At 68.8% G+C, this 15,259-nt stretch carries 16 protein-coding genes; 4 read left to right on the forward strand and 12 right to left on the reverse strand.

Annotated features, from left to right (window positions below; genetic code table 11):
• Positions 1-68: 68 nt before the first annotated feature.
• The 5 genes from G3O06_RS33755 to G3O06_RS33775 form a co-directional block, all read right to left on the reverse strand.
• Entirely contained in the window at positions 69-812 is a 744-nt protein-coding gene (locus tag G3O06_RS33755) for an SDR family oxidoreductase (protein ID WP_174979183.1), read from the reverse strand.
• A 59-nt stretch (positions 813-871) separates the two neighbouring features.
• The gene (locus G3O06_RS33760; protein WP_205818803.1) at positions 872-1,996 is read right to left on the reverse strand and encodes an amidase; all 1,125 of its coding nucleotides are present in this window, start codon (positions 1,994-1,996) and stop codon (positions 872-874) included.
• Between the two features lie 38 nt (positions 1,997-2,034).
• Positions 2,035-2,556, reverse strand: a complete 522-nt coding sequence (locus tag G3O06_RS33765; protein ID WP_205818804.1) for a nuclear transport factor 2 family protein — start codon at positions 2,554-2,556, stop codon at positions 2,035-2,037.
• A gap of 8 nt (positions 2,557-2,564) precedes the next feature.
• Entirely contained in the window at positions 2,565-2,942 is a 378-nt protein-coding gene (locus G3O06_RS33770; RefSeq protein ID WP_205818805.1) for a hypothetical protein, read from the reverse strand.
• Between the two features lie 95 nt (positions 2,943-3,037).
• The gene (locus G3O06_RS33775) at positions 3,038-4,231 is read right to left on the reverse strand and encodes an acyl-CoA dehydrogenase family protein (protein WP_205818806.1); all 1,194 of its coding nucleotides are present in this window, start codon (positions 4,229-4,231) and stop codon (positions 3,038-3,040) included.
• A 144-nt stretch (positions 4,232-4,375) separates the two neighbouring features.
• Here G3O06_RS33775 and G3O06_RS33780 point away from each other — a divergent pair, with 144 nt between their 5' ends.
• Positions 4,376-5,965: an ATP-binding protein gene (locus G3O06_RS33780; RefSeq protein ID WP_205818807.1), complete on the forward strand. Its 1,590-nt coding sequence runs from the start codon at positions 4,376-4,378 to the stop codon at positions 5,963-5,965.
• Between the two features lie 59 nt (positions 5,966-6,024).
• Here G3O06_RS33780 and G3O06_RS33785 read toward each other — a convergent pair whose 3' ends face one another.
• Positions 6,025-6,411, reverse strand: coding sequence for a tautomerase family protein (locus G3O06_RS33785; RefSeq protein WP_174979178.1), 387 nt, complete (start codon positions 6,409-6,411; stop codon positions 6,025-6,027).
• Between G3O06_RS33785 and G3O06_RS33790 the strand changes: the two genes are divergently transcribed.
• Entirely contained in the window at positions 6,410-6,658 is a 249-nt protein-coding gene (locus tag G3O06_RS33790) for a hypothetical protein (RefSeq protein ID WP_205818808.1), read from the forward strand. The two genes, G3O06_RS33785 and G3O06_RS33790, sit on opposite strands and share 2 nt — an antisense overlap.
• Before the next feature lie 47 nt (positions 6,659-6,705).
• On the opposite strand, the gene G3O06_RS33795 is transcribed toward G3O06_RS33790, so the two are convergent.
• Both G3O06_RS33795 and G3O06_RS33800 read right to left on the reverse strand, forming a co-directional pair.
• On the reverse strand, positions 6,706-7,209 hold the full coding sequence (locus G3O06_RS33795) for an aromatic-ring-hydroxylating dioxygenase subunit beta (protein ID WP_039364109.1): 504 nt from the start codon (positions 7,207-7,209) through the stop codon (positions 6,706-6,708).
• Positions 7,206-8,489, reverse strand: a complete 1,284-nt coding sequence (locus G3O06_RS33800; RefSeq protein WP_205818809.1) for an aromatic ring-hydroxylating dioxygenase subunit alpha — start codon at positions 8,487-8,489, stop codon at positions 7,206-7,208. Before G3O06_RS33800 ends, G3O06_RS33795 begins: the two co-directional genes overlap by 4 nt.
• 139 nt (positions 8,490-8,628) lie before the next feature.
• On the opposite strand from G3O06_RS33800, the gene G3O06_RS33805 reads away from it, so the two are divergent.
• Positions 8,629-9,549, forward strand: coding sequence for a LysR family transcriptional regulator (locus G3O06_RS33805; RefSeq protein WP_174968154.1), 921 nt, complete (start codon positions 8,629-8,631; stop codon positions 9,547-9,549).
• 255 nt (positions 9,550-9,804) lie between these two features.
• Here G3O06_RS33805 and G3O06_RS33810 read toward each other — a convergent pair whose 3' ends face one another.
• A complete protein-coding gene (locus G3O06_RS33810) occupies positions 9,805-10,788 on the reverse strand; it encodes a PDR/VanB family oxidoreductase (protein WP_205818810.1) in 984 nt (327 codons plus the stop codon).
• 167 nt (positions 10,789-10,955) lie between these two features.
• Complete coding sequence (locus tag G3O06_RS33815) at positions 10,956-12,353, reverse strand: MFS transporter (RefSeq protein WP_174968156.1); 1,398 nt, start codon at positions 12,351-12,353, stop codon at positions 10,956-10,958.
• 411 nt (positions 12,354-12,764) lie between these two features.
• Here G3O06_RS33815 and G3O06_RS33820 point away from each other — a divergent pair, with 411 nt between their 5' ends.
• Positions 12,765-13,883 (forward strand): porin, encoded by a 1,119-nt coding sequence (locus tag G3O06_RS33820; RefSeq protein ID WP_205818811.1) that lies wholly within the window; start codon positions 12,765-12,767, stop codon positions 13,881-13,883.
• A gap of 44 nt (positions 13,884-13,927) precedes the next feature.
• Here the strand turns inward: G3O06_RS33820 and G3O06_RS33825 are convergent, their stop codons facing one another.
• Both G3O06_RS33825 and G3O06_RS49320 read right to left on the reverse strand, forming a co-directional pair.
• Positions 13,928-14,962, reverse strand: a complete 1,035-nt coding sequence (locus tag G3O06_RS33825) for a LysR family transcriptional regulator (RefSeq protein WP_205818812.1) — start codon at positions 14,960-14,962, stop codon at positions 13,928-13,930.
• The coding region (locus tag G3O06_RS49320) for a helix-turn-helix domain-containing protein (protein WP_241020373.1) at positions 14,959-15,259 on the reverse strand (301 nt) is incomplete at its 5' end. The genes G3O06_RS33825 and G3O06_RS49320, both read right to left, overlap by 4 nt.

A 15,259-nucleotide genomic window follows, 5' to 3' on the forward strand; every position in this document is an offset into this window, starting at 1 on the left:
GGCGCATAGGCGGCCGTTGGCGTGAACCGGCCCCGAGCGTCGCAGGAGACGCGACGAGGCCGTCGTGCTCAGCGCATGTACAACCCGCCGTTGATGTCCCAACACGCGCCGTTCGCGAAATGCGCGTCGCCCGACGCGAGCAGCACGGCGGCATCCGCCACGAAGCCGGCCGAGCCGAGCTTGCCGCCCGGCAGGCTCGCGAGCACCTGGCGCAGCTTCTCCGGTGCGACGCTTTCGTACACGATCGGCAGGTCGAGCGGGCCCGGCGAGATCGCGTTGACGGTCACGCCCTGTGCGGCGAGATCGCGCGCGAATACCTTGGTCAGCGTCAGCGTGCCGCCCTTCGCGGCCGCGTAGTGCGCGCCCGTCGCCGAGCCGCCGTTCTGTCCGGCGAGCGACGCGATGTTGACGATACGGCCCGCGCCGCGCGTCGCGAAGTACTGGCCGAACACCTGGCAGCCGAACAGCACGCTGCGCAGGTTCACGTCGATCACCTGGTCGAACTGCTCGGCCGTGATCTCCATCGCGGGCACGACCTTCGATGCGCCCGCGTTGTTCACGAGCACGTCGATCGTGCCCCAGCGCGCGACGAGCGCATCGCGCGCGGCTTCGAAATCGCGTTTCGACGTGACGTCGAGCGGCAGCGCGATCGCGCGTGCGCCGCTCGGGTCGAGTTCGCGCGCATGGGCCTGAATGGCGTCGGCGGCGATATCGGCCAGCGCGACGCGGTAGCCGGCCGCATGAAAGCGTTCGGCGATGACGGCGCCGAGCCCGCGCGCGGCGCCGGTGACGAGGACGACTCGGTCTGACATGGTGCTTGATTCCCTGGTTGGCGAGCGCGTGCCGGGTGCAGCCGCGCCCGTATCGTGGTTCATGCGGCGAGTGCCGCTTCGAAGTGTGCCGCGATCGCGCAGACCTGCTCGTCCGCGCCCTTGCGCCCGACGATCTGCAGGCCGGCCTTCAGCGGCGAACCGGCCAGCGGCAGCGGCAGGCTCAGTGCCGGATGGCCGCTCAGGTTGAACGGCCGGATCAGCGACGACATCGCGATCACCGATACGCCGTCGCGTGCCTGCTGCAGCGTAATCGGTAGCGCGGGCAGCGTCGGCAGCACGAGCACGTCCGCGTGTTCGAGCGCGGCGTCGACCTGTGCGGTGAAGCGTGCACGCACGGCCTCGGCTTCTTTCAATGCCGCAGGCGTGGTCGTGGCGGCTGCACGCAATCGTGCATCGAGGTCGGCGCCGAGCTTGCCGGTCGCGACGAGATGGCCGAACGCGCGTGACGTTTCCGCGTTGATCACGGTGAGCCCTGCGGCGAACGAGGCCGCCATTTCGTCGAGGACGACCGCGTGCGAGCGCAGGCCCGACGCGCGCACCGCCGCTTCGAGCGCGGCGGCGATCGCCGGATCGGCGTCGGCCGTGATTTGCGCGACTGAGCAGCCTGCGGCAGAGGTCGTCGCTCGCGCATGATCGAAGCCCGGCGCGATCGCGGCCATCACTGCGGCCAGCGTGCGGATATCGCGTGCGAACGGCCCGACGCAATCGAGCGTCGTCTCGGCGGGCGCGACGCCGCGCCGCGACACGCGGCCGAACGTCGGCTTCAGCCCGGCCACCCCGCAGCAGGCGGCCGGCCCGCGGATCGAGCCGCCCGTGTCGGTGCCGAGCGCCGCGTCGACCGTGCCGAGCCCGACGAGCGAAGCGGAACCGCTCGACGAGCCGCCCGGAATGCGCGTTTCATCCTGTGGATTGACGGGCGTGCCCGTGTAGTCGTTGATGCCGGTCATGCCGAATGCGAGCTCGTGCATGTTCGCCTTGCCGGCGATCTGCCAGCCCGCGTCGAGCAGCAGGCGGACCACGTCCGCGTGTTGTTCTGCCGGCGGTGCATCGGCGAGCGCACGGCTCGCCGCGCGGGTCGGATGGCCCGCGATGTCGATCGTGTCCTTGATCGCGATCGTGGGGCCGGGGCCGCCGAGCGTGAACGTATCGATGAAGCCTGTCATGGTCGGTATCGTGCGCAAGCGCTGGAAGGGATCAGGAATCAGGACCGTGGCGCGGCAGCGAGCGGCCACGGGCCGTCGAGCACGCGTTCGGTGCGGAAATGGCGGATCAGCCACGCGGCGCTATTGGCGGCCGGCGCGAAATCGACGGTCAGCCGCGCGGCGATCAGTTCGGCCGAACCGTCCGCGTAGCGCGACGCCTGCAGCATGATCCAGCGGCCGCGTGCGCTTGCGTTGCCGGCGCCGATCTCGATCGACTCCGACGTCAGGAAGTGCAGGTTGGCCGAGAAATGCGGATCGGGCGGCAGGTAGCGGCCCAGCATCGCGACGATCGCGGCCGTGCCTTCGAGGCGGCCGAACTTGCGTGCGTACTGCGGACCGATGCCTTCCCACACGGCATCGGCCGTGAACAGCCCGGCGAGCGACGGGCCGTCGCCGGCATCCTCGGGCACGTCGCACAGCGCCATGTAGCGTGTGATCGTCGCGCGCACCGCGCGCTCGGCGTCGAGCGCCGCCAGGCGCTGCGCGAGCGCATCGATCAGGCCGGGAGACAGGTCGGTCATCGCGCGCCTCACGCCGCGGGTTTCGCGGCCGGCGGCACCGTCAGCGCGCGGCCGACGCGCGCTTCGATCTTGCCGTAGCGCCACAGGTTGTATTCGCCGACCGGCGTCGTGCGATACAGGTTGCACACGGCGACCGTCGTGTCGAAATCGGCAACGTCGGCCATGATGTAGAAGGTCCACGGCGCGCCGTTGGCCTGGCCGACCACGAGGCGGTCGTCATCCATCACGCCGAGCACGCGCACGCCGGGCATCGCTTCGACGGCGGCGAGCATCGCGCCGTACGCTTGCCACACTTCGCCGATCTTCTCGCGCGGCAGGTCGAAGAAATTCTGCGACACGCCGCAGCAGAACAGGACGCGCAGCGGCAGCGGATTCGAATCGGACATATCAGGTTCTCCAGAGGAATCGGTAGGGCGCATGACCCGGCCGGCAACGGCGCTTCGGCTTCATGCGCGTTCAAAAACAGTGCGGTCGACGCAGGTTACAGATAGCCGGGAAACGGCGTGACGCCGGTGAACACCGCGCCGGCGCCGTCGAAGTTGCCTTCGGCGAGAAACGCGTGCTGCGTGACGACCATTGCGTCGCGCAGCAGCCGCTGCAACGGATGCGACCGGTAGATCGCCGCGGTGCCGCCGAGCCGGTACGCGCGTTCGACGACGCTCGCGCCTTCGCGTGCGATCTGCGTGGCCGCGAGCCGCAGCAGGCTGACCTGGTCGGGCGTCACGGGGTTGCCCGCGAGAATCGATTGCCACACGCCGTCGGTCGCGTCGTAGAAGAACGCGCGTGCCGAGCGCAGTTGCGCTTCGGCCTTCGCGAGTTCGATGCGGTAGTACGCGCGATCGGCGAGGCGCGGTGCGCCGGTCGTCGTCTGGCGGCCGCCCGACATCCGGTTCACGGCGTCGAGCGCCGCGCGCGCGAGGCCGAGGTTGACGACGGCCAGCACCTGCGCCGCATACGCGACGGTCGGATAGCGGTACAGCGGCTCGTCGACGGTCGGTTCGCCGCCGCGCACGAAGGTCCACGCTTCGGGCACGAAGCGGTCGTCGACGCGCAGGTCGTGGCTGCCGGTGCCCTGCATGCCGACCACGCTCCAGTTCTCGACGATCTCGACGTCGGCTGCGCGGAACACGGCCGTGCGCGGCTTGTTCGGCGCGGCGTCCTGCGCGCCCGGCACGGCGATGCCGACGCCGAGCCAGTCGGCCCCCTTGCAGCCGCTCGCGAATTTCCACGTGCCGTTCACGCGCCAGCCGCCCGGCGCGGGCTGGGCCGGCTGCACCGGAAACAGGCCGCCCGCGAACACCTGGTCGGGGCCGCTCGCATACAGCTCGGCCTGGGTGTCGAGCGGCAGCGCGGCGAGATACACGTTCGCGGAGCCGAAGCTCGCGACCCACGCGGCCGAGCCGTCGGCGGTCGCGATCCGTTCGATCATGTCGAGGAACGCGGTCGGCGCGAGCGCATCGCCGCCGAAGCGGCGCGGCGTGCCCGCGCGATAGATGCCGGCCTGCTTGAACAGTGCGATCACGTCGCGCGGCACGTGCGACAGGCGGTCGAATTCCTCGCGGCGCGCGGCGACGGTCTCGATCACGGCGTCGAGCGGCGACAGCCGGGCGGCCGGTTCGCTGGCCGCATGGGGGGCGCTCGGTGCGGTGTCGAGGGCGAGGGCGGCGTGGGGCATGGCTGTCTCCTGGGGCGGATTGGGGTTCGAATGCGGGGTGGTCACGACGATGCAGCCAGTCTAGAAACGCCGAAAACGCGCAGCAATTGGTGCGTTGGGCCGTGCGACTGGTGACGTTCCGTGCCGCACTAAAGAAATCTTCAGATGCGGGCGGCGCGCGCCGGTGCTATGTTGGGTTTCCGGCCGCGCGATGCCGCGCGGCCTCATCCGAAGCCGATCATGAGTTTCCCCGACGAAGACGATTTCCACCGGCTGCTCGACGCGCTGACGACCTGCGTGCTGCTGCACGACGCGCACACCAAGGCGATCGTGTGGGCGAACCGCGCCGCATGCATCGCGCTCGGTTTTTCCGTCGAGGAACTGCTGCCGCTGAAGGCGCCGGACATGACGCGTCCCGAGCCGAAATACCAGCGCGAGATCGCCGTGAGTGCGTGGGATCGCGCGCTCGTCGACGGGCCGCAGGTGTACGAGTGGTGCTACCGGTCGCGCACGGGCGTCGACATGCTGTCCGAGGCGACCGCCACCTACGTGCCGCTGCGCGGGCGCGACGTCGTGATGGTGCAGTTCCGCGACATCAGCGCGGAAGAGGCGGTGCGTCAGCAACTGCGCCGCTACGAGGCGCGGCTGCGCGAATTCATGCAGGATCTCGACGAAGGCATCGCGGTCGTCACGCCGCACGGCGGCGTGCAGTTCATCAGCGAGTCGGGCCGCCGCGTGCTCGGGCTCGCGCCCGACGAAGCGCTCGGCGAGGTGCTCGACTACTGCTCCGAGGCCGACCGCGACCGGCTCGTCGCGCAACTGCGGGATGCACCGTCCGCGTATCCGTCCGCACCGCAGCGCTACCGGATCGTGCGGCGCGACGGCTCGCCGTGCTGGCTGCGCATCCTGTGCCGGCAGGTCGAGATCGAGGACGATCTCGACGGGCTGCTCGTGCAGTTCCGCGACGTGAGCGACGAAGTCGCGATCGAGGACGCGCGCCGCGCCGAAGCGCGCATGCTCGAACATGCGGGCCGTTACAACGCGATGGGCGAGATGGCGAGCGTGATCGCGCACGAGCTGAGCCAGCCGCTCGCGGCCGTGCGCAATTTTATTGAAGGCGCGGTGCAGCGGCTGAACGCGCGCGGCGCGATCGACGACGCGATCTGGGGGCTGCGCAGCGCGGACCGGCAGGCCGAGCATGCGGCGCTGATCATCAAGAGCGTGCGCGAGTTCATCGTGAAGCGCGAACCGGTCGTCGCGCTCGCCGACCTGCGCGACATCCTCGCGGACGTCGCGTATTTCATCGAGCTGCGCGCGAAGGAGGCCGGCGTGACGATCACGATCGTGCAGGCCGATGCGCCGCTGCCGATTCGCTGCGAGCGCGTGCTGATCGGGCAGGTGATCCTGAATCTCGCGTTCAATGCGATCGAGGCGTTCGCCGGTTGCGAACGTGTGCCGCGCATGCTGACGCTCGGCACCGCGAACGTGGCCGGGCATGCCGAGCTGCGCGCGATCGACAACGGCCCCGGTATCGCGGCCGGCGCGCACGACCGGCTGTTCGACGGCTTCTCGTCGTCGAAGGCCGGTGGCAACGGAATCGGGCTGTCGCTGTGCAAGAGCATCGTCACGCGCCACGGCGGCCGGATCGCGGCGAGCCCGGCCGATGGCGGCGGGCTCGACTGCCGCGTGACGCTGCCGCTCGCCGATACGAAGACGAATACGAACACAAGCGCATCGTCGCAGGCGAACGCGTGATGTCGCGGCCGCCCGGCGGTCGTCGCGCATGAGCGGGCAGGCATGCGCGCAGCGCATGGTCAGCGCCCGAGCGCCCGTGCGGTTAGCCCGCCGATGCCGAAATCGGTGTTCGGGATGTCCTTGATCATCACGCGGGTGGCTGGTAACGGCGCGTCGAGCACGCTGGCGCTCGTCTCCGACAACGCGGCGATCAGCGCGCGCTTTTGTTCATCGGTGCGGCCGGCGATCAGGATCGCGACGATCACGGGCAGCGACGGCGGCGCGCCGTCCGCGGCGCTGCGGCCACCGAGGCCGATGTGCGTCGCGGGCAATTCGGTGAGCAGCACGCGCACCGATTCGAGCGGCGCGCCGATCGAATCGACGGTCGCGTTGCTGAGCCGTGCGATCAGTTCGGCCTTGCGGGCGTCGTCGTGGCCGGCCGGCAGGAAAACTTCGAGTGTGGGCATGGTCGTCGGGAAAGGTGAAGGTGGCCGGCTCACCGTTGCGTTGGCGACGGCGAACCGGTGGCCGCTGACAGGTGAAGGTGGCCGGCTCACCGTTGCGCTGGCGACGGCAAACCGGTGGCCGCTGACAGGTGAAGGTGGCCGGCTCACCGTTGCGCTGGCGACGGCGAACCGGTGGCCGCTGACAGGTGAAGGTGGCCAGCTCACCGTTGCGTTGGCGATGGGCGAACCGGTGGCCGCGTACAGGTGAAGGTGGCCGGCTCACCGTTGCGTCGGCGATGGCGAACCGGCGGCCGCTTACAGCAGGAAGCCGATCGCGCTGAGCGCTTCGGTCGAGTCGATCAGGCGCACGACCTTCTCGGCGATCCGCATCTCGCCCTCGGCATCGACGTGCAGCTTGTGCGTGACATCGGCCGCGAACAGCGTCGCGACGCCGCGCTTGTACGCGACGACGACCTGCGCCGATTTCAGCTCGACGGTGCCGGCGCTGCCGCTTTCCAGCGTGAAGCGCGACACGGTGCGCACGGTGCGCGCCGCGTCGGTCGCCGACGCCGAATAGCCGGACACCATCCGCTGCACGCGCTTCTCGCGCATGTCCTGATCGTCGAACACGTAGTTCAGCGTGGCGGCGAAGTCGGTCGTGTCGGGATCGATCGGCACCACGTAGTGGCCGGCCGGATCCCACAGGTCGAGCCACGCGCGATAGTCGCGGCGGTCGAGCATCTCGGCTTCGCGCCACACGAATTCGACCGCGCGGGCGAAGGTCTGCTCGGAAAAGAGGGCGTTGCGGTCGTCCATTATTGTTGCTCCATCATCGTGCGCCATTGCTGGTAGGCCTCGCGCATGCCGGTCTCGTCGGTCGCATGCGCTGTCTTTTCGCCGTTCGCGGCGGTCGTCTCGCGGTTCAGCCCGCGATTCACGAGGATCGGCACGTCGGGGCCCGCATGCGCACCGCGCTGTACGCGCTCCCAGGCTTCCGCGTCGTCGGGGCTGCCGAAACCGAACGGGCCCTGGAAGTGCTCGTGGATGCGCAGCCGTTCGCGGTTCGCTTCGTCGGGGCCGCCGTCCATCGCGAGCGCGACGTGACGGATCTCGGTTTCGTTCGCCGAGATCGGCCGCAGCACGCGGAAGAACGCCATCGACAGCGCGAGGTTCGGGAACAGGTTCAGGTTGAAGCCGACGCCCATCAGCGAGCGCACGATGCGGCGCACTTCTTCCGGCGTGTGGCGCTCGGCGAGCTTCGCCGCGAGCGGCGCGAAGCGCTCGGCCAGCGGCGCGCCGTCGTCTTCGTCGAGGTCGATCAGCTCGGGCATCAGCACCGCGAGGCTGTGGCCGTTGCCGAGCCCGCGGCAGAACGCGTCCTCGCTCGTCATGAAGCTCGTGATCGCGGCGGCCGTCTCGTCGTCGATCGACTTCATCCACGACTTGTGCACGACCGGGAAGTGATAGAGGTCGGTCGTGTTCTCGAGCTGGATCTTCCAGTTGCCCTTGAACTTGAACTTGTGCTCGCCGTTTGCCTTGATCGGGTAGCCGGCACCCTGTTTCATGAACAGGTCGATCCACGGCTTCGCGCCGCCGAGGAAATCCTCGAGCGGTTCGATCGCGTCGTTGAAGCTCGCGAAGATCAGCCCCTGGTACACGCCGACGCGCAGCTTCACGAGCGGCAGGTCGCCTTTTTCGCACACGCCTTCGTAGCCGTCGCCGTACGGCAGCGCGCGCAGCGTGCCGTCGAGCGCGTACGACCAGCTGTGATACGGGCACGTGAAGCCCTTCGCATTGCCCTTGTGCGATTCGCACACGGTCGCGCCGCGATGGCGGCAGCGGTTCTGCAGCACGTTGATCTCGCCGGTCTTGTCGCGCACGACGATCACCGGCTGGCGGCCGATCGTCGTCGTGATGAAGTCGCCCGGGTTCGGCAGCTCGCTCTCGTGCGCGACCCAGATCCAGGTGCGGTAGAAGATGCGGTCGAGCTCGGCTTCGAACAGCGCGGGATCGTGATACATCGCGGGCGCGATACGGTCGGGTTGCGCGAGACCGTGCAACGCGCTGGTGTCGATCGTCTGGTAGGAAATGTCGCTCATCGTTGTCGTGGGGAAAGAGTCGCGAAATCGGGCCGCGCAGCGCGCGGTTTCGAGTACCCAGTCTCGTCTTCCACTACATATCCGTCAAATTGATCTAAAATTGGCTGGTCAATAAATGCGGCAAATGATGGAGGCTACGATGACGTCGGTCGATCATCTCGATCTGAACCTGTTGCGCGTATTCCAGGCGATCGTCGAGGAACGCAGCCTGACGAAGGCCGGCGAGCGGCTCGCGCTGTCGCAGCCGGCCGTTAGCTATTCGCTCGGCCGGCTGCGCACGCTGTTCGACGATCCGCTGTTCGTGCGTACGCGCTCGGGCATGCAGCCGACCCCGGTCGCACTCGAACTCGCGGGCATCGTCGGCAAGGCGCTCGACATGGTGCGCGTGGCCCTGCGCTATGCGGAGCGCTTCGATCCGGCGACCAGCACGCGCACGTTCCGGCTGTCGTTGTCGGATGCGGGCGAGATGGCGTACCTGCCGGCGATCTGCCAGGCGCTGCGCGAGCGCGCGCCGCGCGTGACGCTGAGCGTGCAGCCGCTGCCGGTGGAGGAGATCGAGGAAGCGCTGCGTGCGAGCCGGCTGGATTTCGCGATCGGCAACCTGCCGGAACTGATGCCGCGCACGCGCCACCAGGTGCTGTTCGAGGAAACCTACGTGTGCATGACGGGCCGCCGGCGCGGGGTGCCGAGCGGCGCCGCGCTGAGCCTCGACCAGTTCGTGCGCGCCGCGCACGTCAACGTGAAATCGGTCGAGCACAGCCACCACGCGCTCGACGATGCGCTGCGCGCGCAGGGCGTGGGCCGCAACATCGCGCTCGAAGTGCCGCACTTCGTCGCGCTGCCGAGCGTGCTGTCGGTCACGGATCTCTATGCGACGCTGCCGAAGCGGCTCGCACAGATCCTGAATCGCGACAACACATTCCGCCTGTATGACTTGCCCGTCACGCTGCCGCCCGCGCCGGTGACGATGCACTGGCACGAGCATTTTCATGAGGACGAGGGCAACGCGTGGATGCGCATGCTGCTGACCGAGCTCGTCGAGCGGTTCGACAATGCGTGACCGATGAGGATGGAAGCAACGCGTTGGATGCGCGCGTTGCTGGTTGAGAGCGTCGAGGGATTCGACGACGCGTGACCCATGAGGACGGGAAACACGCTAGATGCGTGCGTTGCTGGCGGAGCTCGTCGAGCGATTCGACAACGCGTGACCCACGAGGCGAGGGCGACGCGTGGATCCACGCGTTGCCGGCTGAGGTCATCGCGCAGTTTCGACTGCGCGCGACGTCTTGAACCGGCGCCGCTCGCGCCGTGAGCGTCAGAGATCGAGCACCAGCACCGCCGAGCGCGCACGCGACACGCAGCAGCAGATCACCGTGTTGCTCGCACGCTCGGCCTTGCTGAGACAGTGGTCGCGATGATCGGGCTCGCCGTCGATGACAGGCACCATGCAGGTGCCGCACACGCCTTCGCCGCATGACGTGTCGACCTCGATGCCGATGCGCGCGAGCGCGTCGACGATCGACGTGTCGGGCGTGACACGTACCGATTGACCGCTGCGCTGCAGGCGCACTTCGAATCCGTCGGCCGGGCCGGCGTCGGCATTGCCCGCATCGGCGGCGGCAGGTTCCGCCGCGAAGCGTTCGAGATGGATCGAATCGTCGGGCAAGCGCGTCGCGGCCGCCGCGACGACCGCATCCATGAACGGCCCCGGGCCGCACGTATAGACGTGGGCGTGCGCGTCGACCGATTCGACGCAGCGCCCCAGCTCGGCCGCGAGCGCGTCGGGCTCGATGGCGTAGTGAAACGTCACGTGCGACGCGAACGGCTCGGCCGACAACTCGGCGACGAAGGCCGCGTGCTCGCGGCTGCGTGCGAAGTAATGCAACCGGTAGCGCGCGCCGCGCTTGTGCAGCGCATACGCCATCGACAGCAGCGGCGTGATGCCGATGCCGGCTGCGATCAGCACGTGCTCGCTCGCGTCATCCGTCAGACGAAACAGGTTGCGCGGCGCGCCGATCGACAGCTCGGCGCCAACTCGCACGTCGTCGTGCAGCGAACGCGAGCCGCCGCGCGACTGCGCCTCCTTCTTCACCGCGAACAGGTAGCTGCCGCGCTCGTCGGGGTTGCCGCACAGCGAGTATTGGCGCGTGATGCCGGACGGCGCGGTGACGTCGATATGGGCGCCCGGTTCGTATGCGTCGAACGGCTGGCCATCGACGCGCGAAACCCGGAAACAGCGGATGTCCTGCGCCGCGTCGATCAGCGCGTCGATCCGGACTTGGTGGCGGTTCGCTTGCATGGGGAAATCCGTGGGGTAGGGGAAACGCGGCGCGGCAGACACCGCGCCGTCATGCGATCGAGAATAGGGACGGGCATCGCATAAATCAAATCGATTAAAAAGCGATGCCTGAATCAGTGGGATGGATGATGGTCGGGCGACCGATCGTGACCGATCGCGCCCGATGTTCAGCGCGCGGCGATCGCGTTGCCCGCCTCGGCCGCCTGCGGCGCGGCCGCCGACGCATGACCGCGTTCGCGATCGAGGCTGCGGCGATAGTGCCGGCACCCGGCGGCGAGCAGCAGCGCGGCGAGCGTGGCCGCCGCGACGTTGACGATCGACATCGAGTGGCCGACCGCCGCCGGCGCGCCGAACACGCGATCGGTGAACAGCGCGACGACGGTCGTGCCGATCCCGAGCGCGATCAGGTTCGACACGAGCAGGAACAGCGCGGAGATCTGCGCGCGCATCTGGTTCGGCGCGAGTGTTTGCATCGCGGCGGTCGAAGTCGGCATCGGGAACGACGCGAAGAACATCGCGACGACGAGCATCACGAGCGACGCGGGCAGCGAGTCGAGCTGCGTGAACAGCGTCGCGGGGATCACCATGCAAGCGGCGCCGATCGCGCCGGCACGCATCGGCGCGTCCTCGCGGCCGCGCCGCAACAGCCAGTCGTTTAGCCAGCCGCCGCAGAACACGCCGGCCGTATTCGCGACCAGCAGCACGATGCCGAGCGTGTAGCCGGCTTCGACGGCCGTCATCCCGAAGTGGCGGATATAGAACGCGGGCGTCCAGCTCAGCAGGCAGTACAGCGTCATCGCGTAGAACGAGAAGCCGAGGTAGTGGCATGAGAAGGTCGCGCGATGCGTGCCGACGAAGCGCAGCGAATCGCGCATCGACACGCGCCGCACGGCGCCCGAGCGATCCTGCGCGAGCCCCTTGCGCTGCGGGTCGCGCACGGTCGCGGCGAACAGCAGCGCGACCAGCAGCCCCGGCAGCCCGACGATCAGGAACGTGACCTGCCACGCATGCACCTGCCCGACCACCGGCAGCGTGAACGCGCTCGCATGCTTGAGCAGCGCGATCACGTAGCCGCCGATCAGGAACGCGACGCCGCCGCCGATGAACGAGCCGAGCGAATACACGGCGATCGCGCGCCCGAGCTTCTCCTTCGGGAAGTAGTCGGCGAGCATCGAATACGCGCCGGGCGACAGCGCGGCCTCGCCGACGCCCACGCCCATGCGCGCGATGAACATCTGCACGAAATGCTGGCTGAGCCCGCACGCGGCAGTCGCGACGCTCCACAGCGCGATGCCGATCGAGATGATCCGCGGCCGCGCGTAGCGATCGGCGAGATACGCGACGGGCAGCCCCATCACCGCATAGAACAGCGAGAACGCGAAGCCGTTCAGCAGGCTGAACTGCGTATCGGACAGCTGCAGGTCGCGCTTGATCGGTTCGATCATCAGCACGAGGACCTGGCGGTCGACGAACGAAAAGACGTACGCGAGCATGCAGATGACGACGACATACCATTCGTACGTATAGCGCTTGCCGTCGGCAGCGCGGGCCGTGGATGCGGACATGCGGATTCTCCAGGAGCGGGCGGTGGAAAAGCGCGGCAGCGGCCTTGGCGGCAAGGGCGCCGTCGCGGCGCGAAAGCGTGTGGGTGACACGATCGGAGACGCAGCGTAGTCGGCCAAATTCGGCCGCCATAGCCGGAGTGACAGCGGCGCCACACGGGCATTTACCGACCCGGATAAAGAAAACACCGAGGCCGTGCGCGCGGGGCGCCGCACAGCGCGCTTGCGGCGGGGCGCGCGCACATCATGCGGCGCATCTATAAGCGTTATAGAGCGCATTGCGTCGACGTCCGAAATTGTCGTTCCTAGACTCGGCCCGTTTTTGATCGGCAGCGTTGGCCCTTCGCGGCGAACGCGCTTCACCTCACGCGGCGCGACGCCGACCGGCGCCGAAATATCTACGGGACGACGACGATGAACCAACCGAACGGGCGGGCCGACCGGCTTGCCGTACCGCTTGCCGCGCTGCTTGCCTGCGCGGCGCTGCCCGCATTCGCACAATCGAGCGTGACGCTCTACGGCCGTGTCGACACCGCGATCGAATACGCGAACGCCGGGCCGAACCACGTGACGCGCATGGGCAGCGGCAACCTGTTCGCATCGCAGTGGGGGCTGAAGGGCGTCGAGGATCTCGGCGGCGGCTACGCGACGATCTTCAAGCTGGAAGATGGCTTCAACGCGGGAAGCGGCGCGCTGTCGAACAGCAGCGCGCTGTTCGGTCGCGAGGCATGGGTCGGCATCACGGGGCCGTTCGGCGGCGTGCAGTTCGGCGAGCTGTACACGATCCTGCACACGACGCTCGTCACCTACAGCCTGCCGGGCCTCGGCGCGGGGCTCGCGTGGGGCAACGCGACGAACAACTTCGTCGGGCCCGCGTTCCTGCGCGTGCGCAACTCGATGCGCTACACGTCGCCGCGCTACGCGGGCTTCATGCTGCGGGCGATGGCCGCGCGCGGCACCAACGGCGCGGCCGGGCAGCCGGCGACGCTCGGCGATACGTACGGCGCGGGGCTCAACTACGTGCGCGGCGGCCTGTCGGTCGACGTCGACTACATGCAGCAGAAGTTCAGCCCGGTGGCTGCGTCCGCGCTTGGCGACACGAGCCCGGCCGCGAACGGCAACTACGCGCTCGGTGCGATTTCGTACGATTTCAGCGTCGTGAAGGTTGCCGCACTGTACATGCGGCATCGCGGTGGCCCCGACGTCGCGACCGCGATCGACAGCCAGAGCGCGTATCCGCACAGCGACATCATGGAACTGAGCGCGACGGTGCCGATCGGGCGTGCGTCGCTGCTGCTGAGTGTCGGCCATTACCGCAAGGTCGCGGACAGCGACGGCAACGCCGATTCGTACGGAATCCGCTTCGACTATCCGCTGTCGAAGCGCACGGTGCTGTACACGGGCGCCGCGATGGTGCGCAACGGCGCGCATGCGCGCTTCGTCGTGAACGGCGCGGCGGGCGGCGGTGTCGCGGTCGCCAAGCCGGGCGCGACCGCCAGTTCGATCGTCGCGGGCATCCTCACGTCGTTCTGACCGTTTCGGCCGCCCCGCGCGCGTATGCGTGCCCGCTTGCGTCGCTACGCGCAGGCGGGCGGCTGCGGCGCGAGCCATGCGTCGAACGGCGCCAGCTCGCCGATGTTGAACAGTTCGAGCAGCAGCGCACGCAGCCAGCGATGGCCGGGGTCGGCGTCGAAGCGCCGGTGCCAGTACGCGTTGACGGCCCATTCTCCGGCACCGGCGATCTCGTACAGCGCGCACGGCTGCCGCGCCGCGAACGTGATCGCGATCGTCTCCGGCAGGATCAGCGCATAGTCGCCGTCCTGCAGCAGCGCGGGCACCACCATGAAGTCGGGCAGCGCCGCGCGCACGCGCGGCATCAGCCCGTGCCGTTCCAGCAACTGCATCGATTGCGGATGCGACGTGACTGCGACGAAGCGCAGCGTGTCGGGCGCGTCGCCATCGAGCACGTAGTCGTCGGGTAGCCCGACGCGCTGCGCGGTGCGGCGCGGCATCAGCAGCACGCAGCGCTCGTGCAGCAGCGCGGCGCGCTGGAAGTGGCTCGACGCGTCGGCGAAATGCCCGAGCGCGAAGTCGATGCGCCCCGATTCGAGCGCGACGTTGAGCTGGCATTCGTCGACGTGCAGCGTCTCGATCACGGCGCCCGGCGCGCGGCGGTCGAATGCGGCGAGCAGCGTCGGCAGGAACGCGCTCGCCGCGAAATCGCTCATGTGCAGGCGGAACACGCGCTGCGTGCTGTCGGGTGTGAAGCGCGAACCTTCGTCGAGCACGTGCTGCAGGATCGCGAGCGCCTTGTCGACCGACAGCGCGAGCCGCTGCGCGCGCGGCGTCGGCTCGACGCCGGTGCCCGTGCGCACGAACAGCGCGTCACGGAACATCAGCCGCAGCCGGCCGAGCGCATAGCTGACGGATGGCTGCGTGACGCCGAGCCGCAGCGCCGCGCGGCCGACGTGCCGCTCCTCGTAGACCGCGCGAAACGTCTTCAGCAAGTTGAGATCGAGATCCTGCACGCGCAGTTCGGACGGGTCGCTGTCGTGCGGCGCGGATTCGGCGCGGGCGGGGGCCGCCGGGCGGCCGGTTGCGGAGTGCGTCATCGGGGTTGCCTCGCGGTGACGGAAGGCGCGTGGCCGTAACGCCGCGCATACGCCTTCGCGAAATGGCCGAAGCCATGAATGCCGTGTGCGATCAGCACGTCGGTCACGCTGCGCGCGTCGCCGCGTTGCAGCGCCGCGTGCACGGCGGCGAGCCGGCGCTCGCGCACGTACGCGGCCGGCGGGGGGTGGATCGGGAGAGGGGCGTGCACGGCAAGAGGGCGATCTACCGTGGTGATCCTGGTCAGCGCATCGCGAGTCATATAAATAAACTGATGCACCGATGATGTATCACAGCGA

The sequence above is a fragment of the Burkholderia sp. Ac-20345 genome (assembly GCF_017104825.1).
GTDB lineage: Bacteria > Pseudomonadota > Gammaproteobacteria > Burkholderiales > Burkholderiaceae > Burkholderia > Burkholderia lata_B.

Excerpts from the sequence above, each read along its gene's own strand:
- G3O06_RS33755 (WP_174979183.1), bottom strand. The coding sequence starts at position 812 with ATGTCAGACCGAGTCGTCCTCGTCACCGGCGCCGCGCGCGGGCTCGGC.
- G3O06_RS33760 (WP_205818803.1), bottom strand. The coding sequence starts at position 1,996 with ATGACAGGCTTCATCGATACGTTCACGCTCGGCGGCCCCGGCCCCACG.
- G3O06_RS33765 (WP_205818804.1), bottom strand. The coding sequence starts at position 2,556 with ATGACCGACCTGTCTCCCGGCCTGATCGATGCGCTCGCGCAGCGCCTG.
- G3O06_RS33770 (WP_205818805.1), bottom strand. The coding sequence starts at position 2,942 with ATGTCCGATTCGAATCCGCTGCCGCTGCGCGTCCTGTTCTGCTGCGGC.
- G3O06_RS33775 (WP_205818806.1), bottom strand. The coding sequence starts at position 4,231 with ATGCCCCACGCCGCCCTCGCCCTCGACACCGCACCGAGCGCCCCCCAT.
- G3O06_RS33780 (WP_205818807.1), top strand. The coding sequence starts at position 4,376 with ATGCGGGCGGCGCGCGCCGGTGCTATGTTGGGTTTCCGGCCGCGCGAT.
- G3O06_RS33790 (WP_205818808.1), top strand. The coding sequence starts at position 6,410 with ATGGTCGTCGGGAAAGGTGAAGGTGGCCGGCTCACCGTTGCGTTGGCG.
- G3O06_RS33785 (WP_174979178.1), bottom strand. The coding sequence starts at position 6,411 with ATGCCCACACTCGAAGTTTTCCTGCCGGCCGGCCACGACGACGCCCGC.
- G3O06_RS33800 (WP_205818809.1), bottom strand. The coding sequence starts at position 8,489 with ATGAGCGACATTTCCTACCAGACGATCGACACCAGCGCGTTGCACGGT.
- G3O06_RS33805 (WP_174968154.1), top strand. The coding sequence starts at position 8,629 with ATGACGTCGGTCGATCATCTCGATCTGAACCTGTTGCGCGTATTCCAG.
- G3O06_RS33810 (WP_205818810.1), bottom strand. The coding sequence starts at position 10,788 with ATGCAAGCGAACCGCCACCAAGTCCGGATCGACGCGCTGATCGACGCG.
- G3O06_RS33815 (WP_174968156.1), bottom strand. The coding sequence starts at position 12,353 with ATGTCCGCATCCACGGCCCGCGCTGCCGACGGCAAGCGCTATACGTAC.
- G3O06_RS33820 (WP_205818811.1), top strand. The coding sequence starts at position 12,765 with ATGAACCAACCGAACGGGCGGGCCGACCGGCTTGCCGTACCGCTTGCC.
- G3O06_RS33825 (WP_205818812.1), bottom strand. The coding sequence starts at position 14,962 with ATGACGCACTCCGCAACCGGCCGCCCGGCGGCCCCCGCCCGCGCCGAA.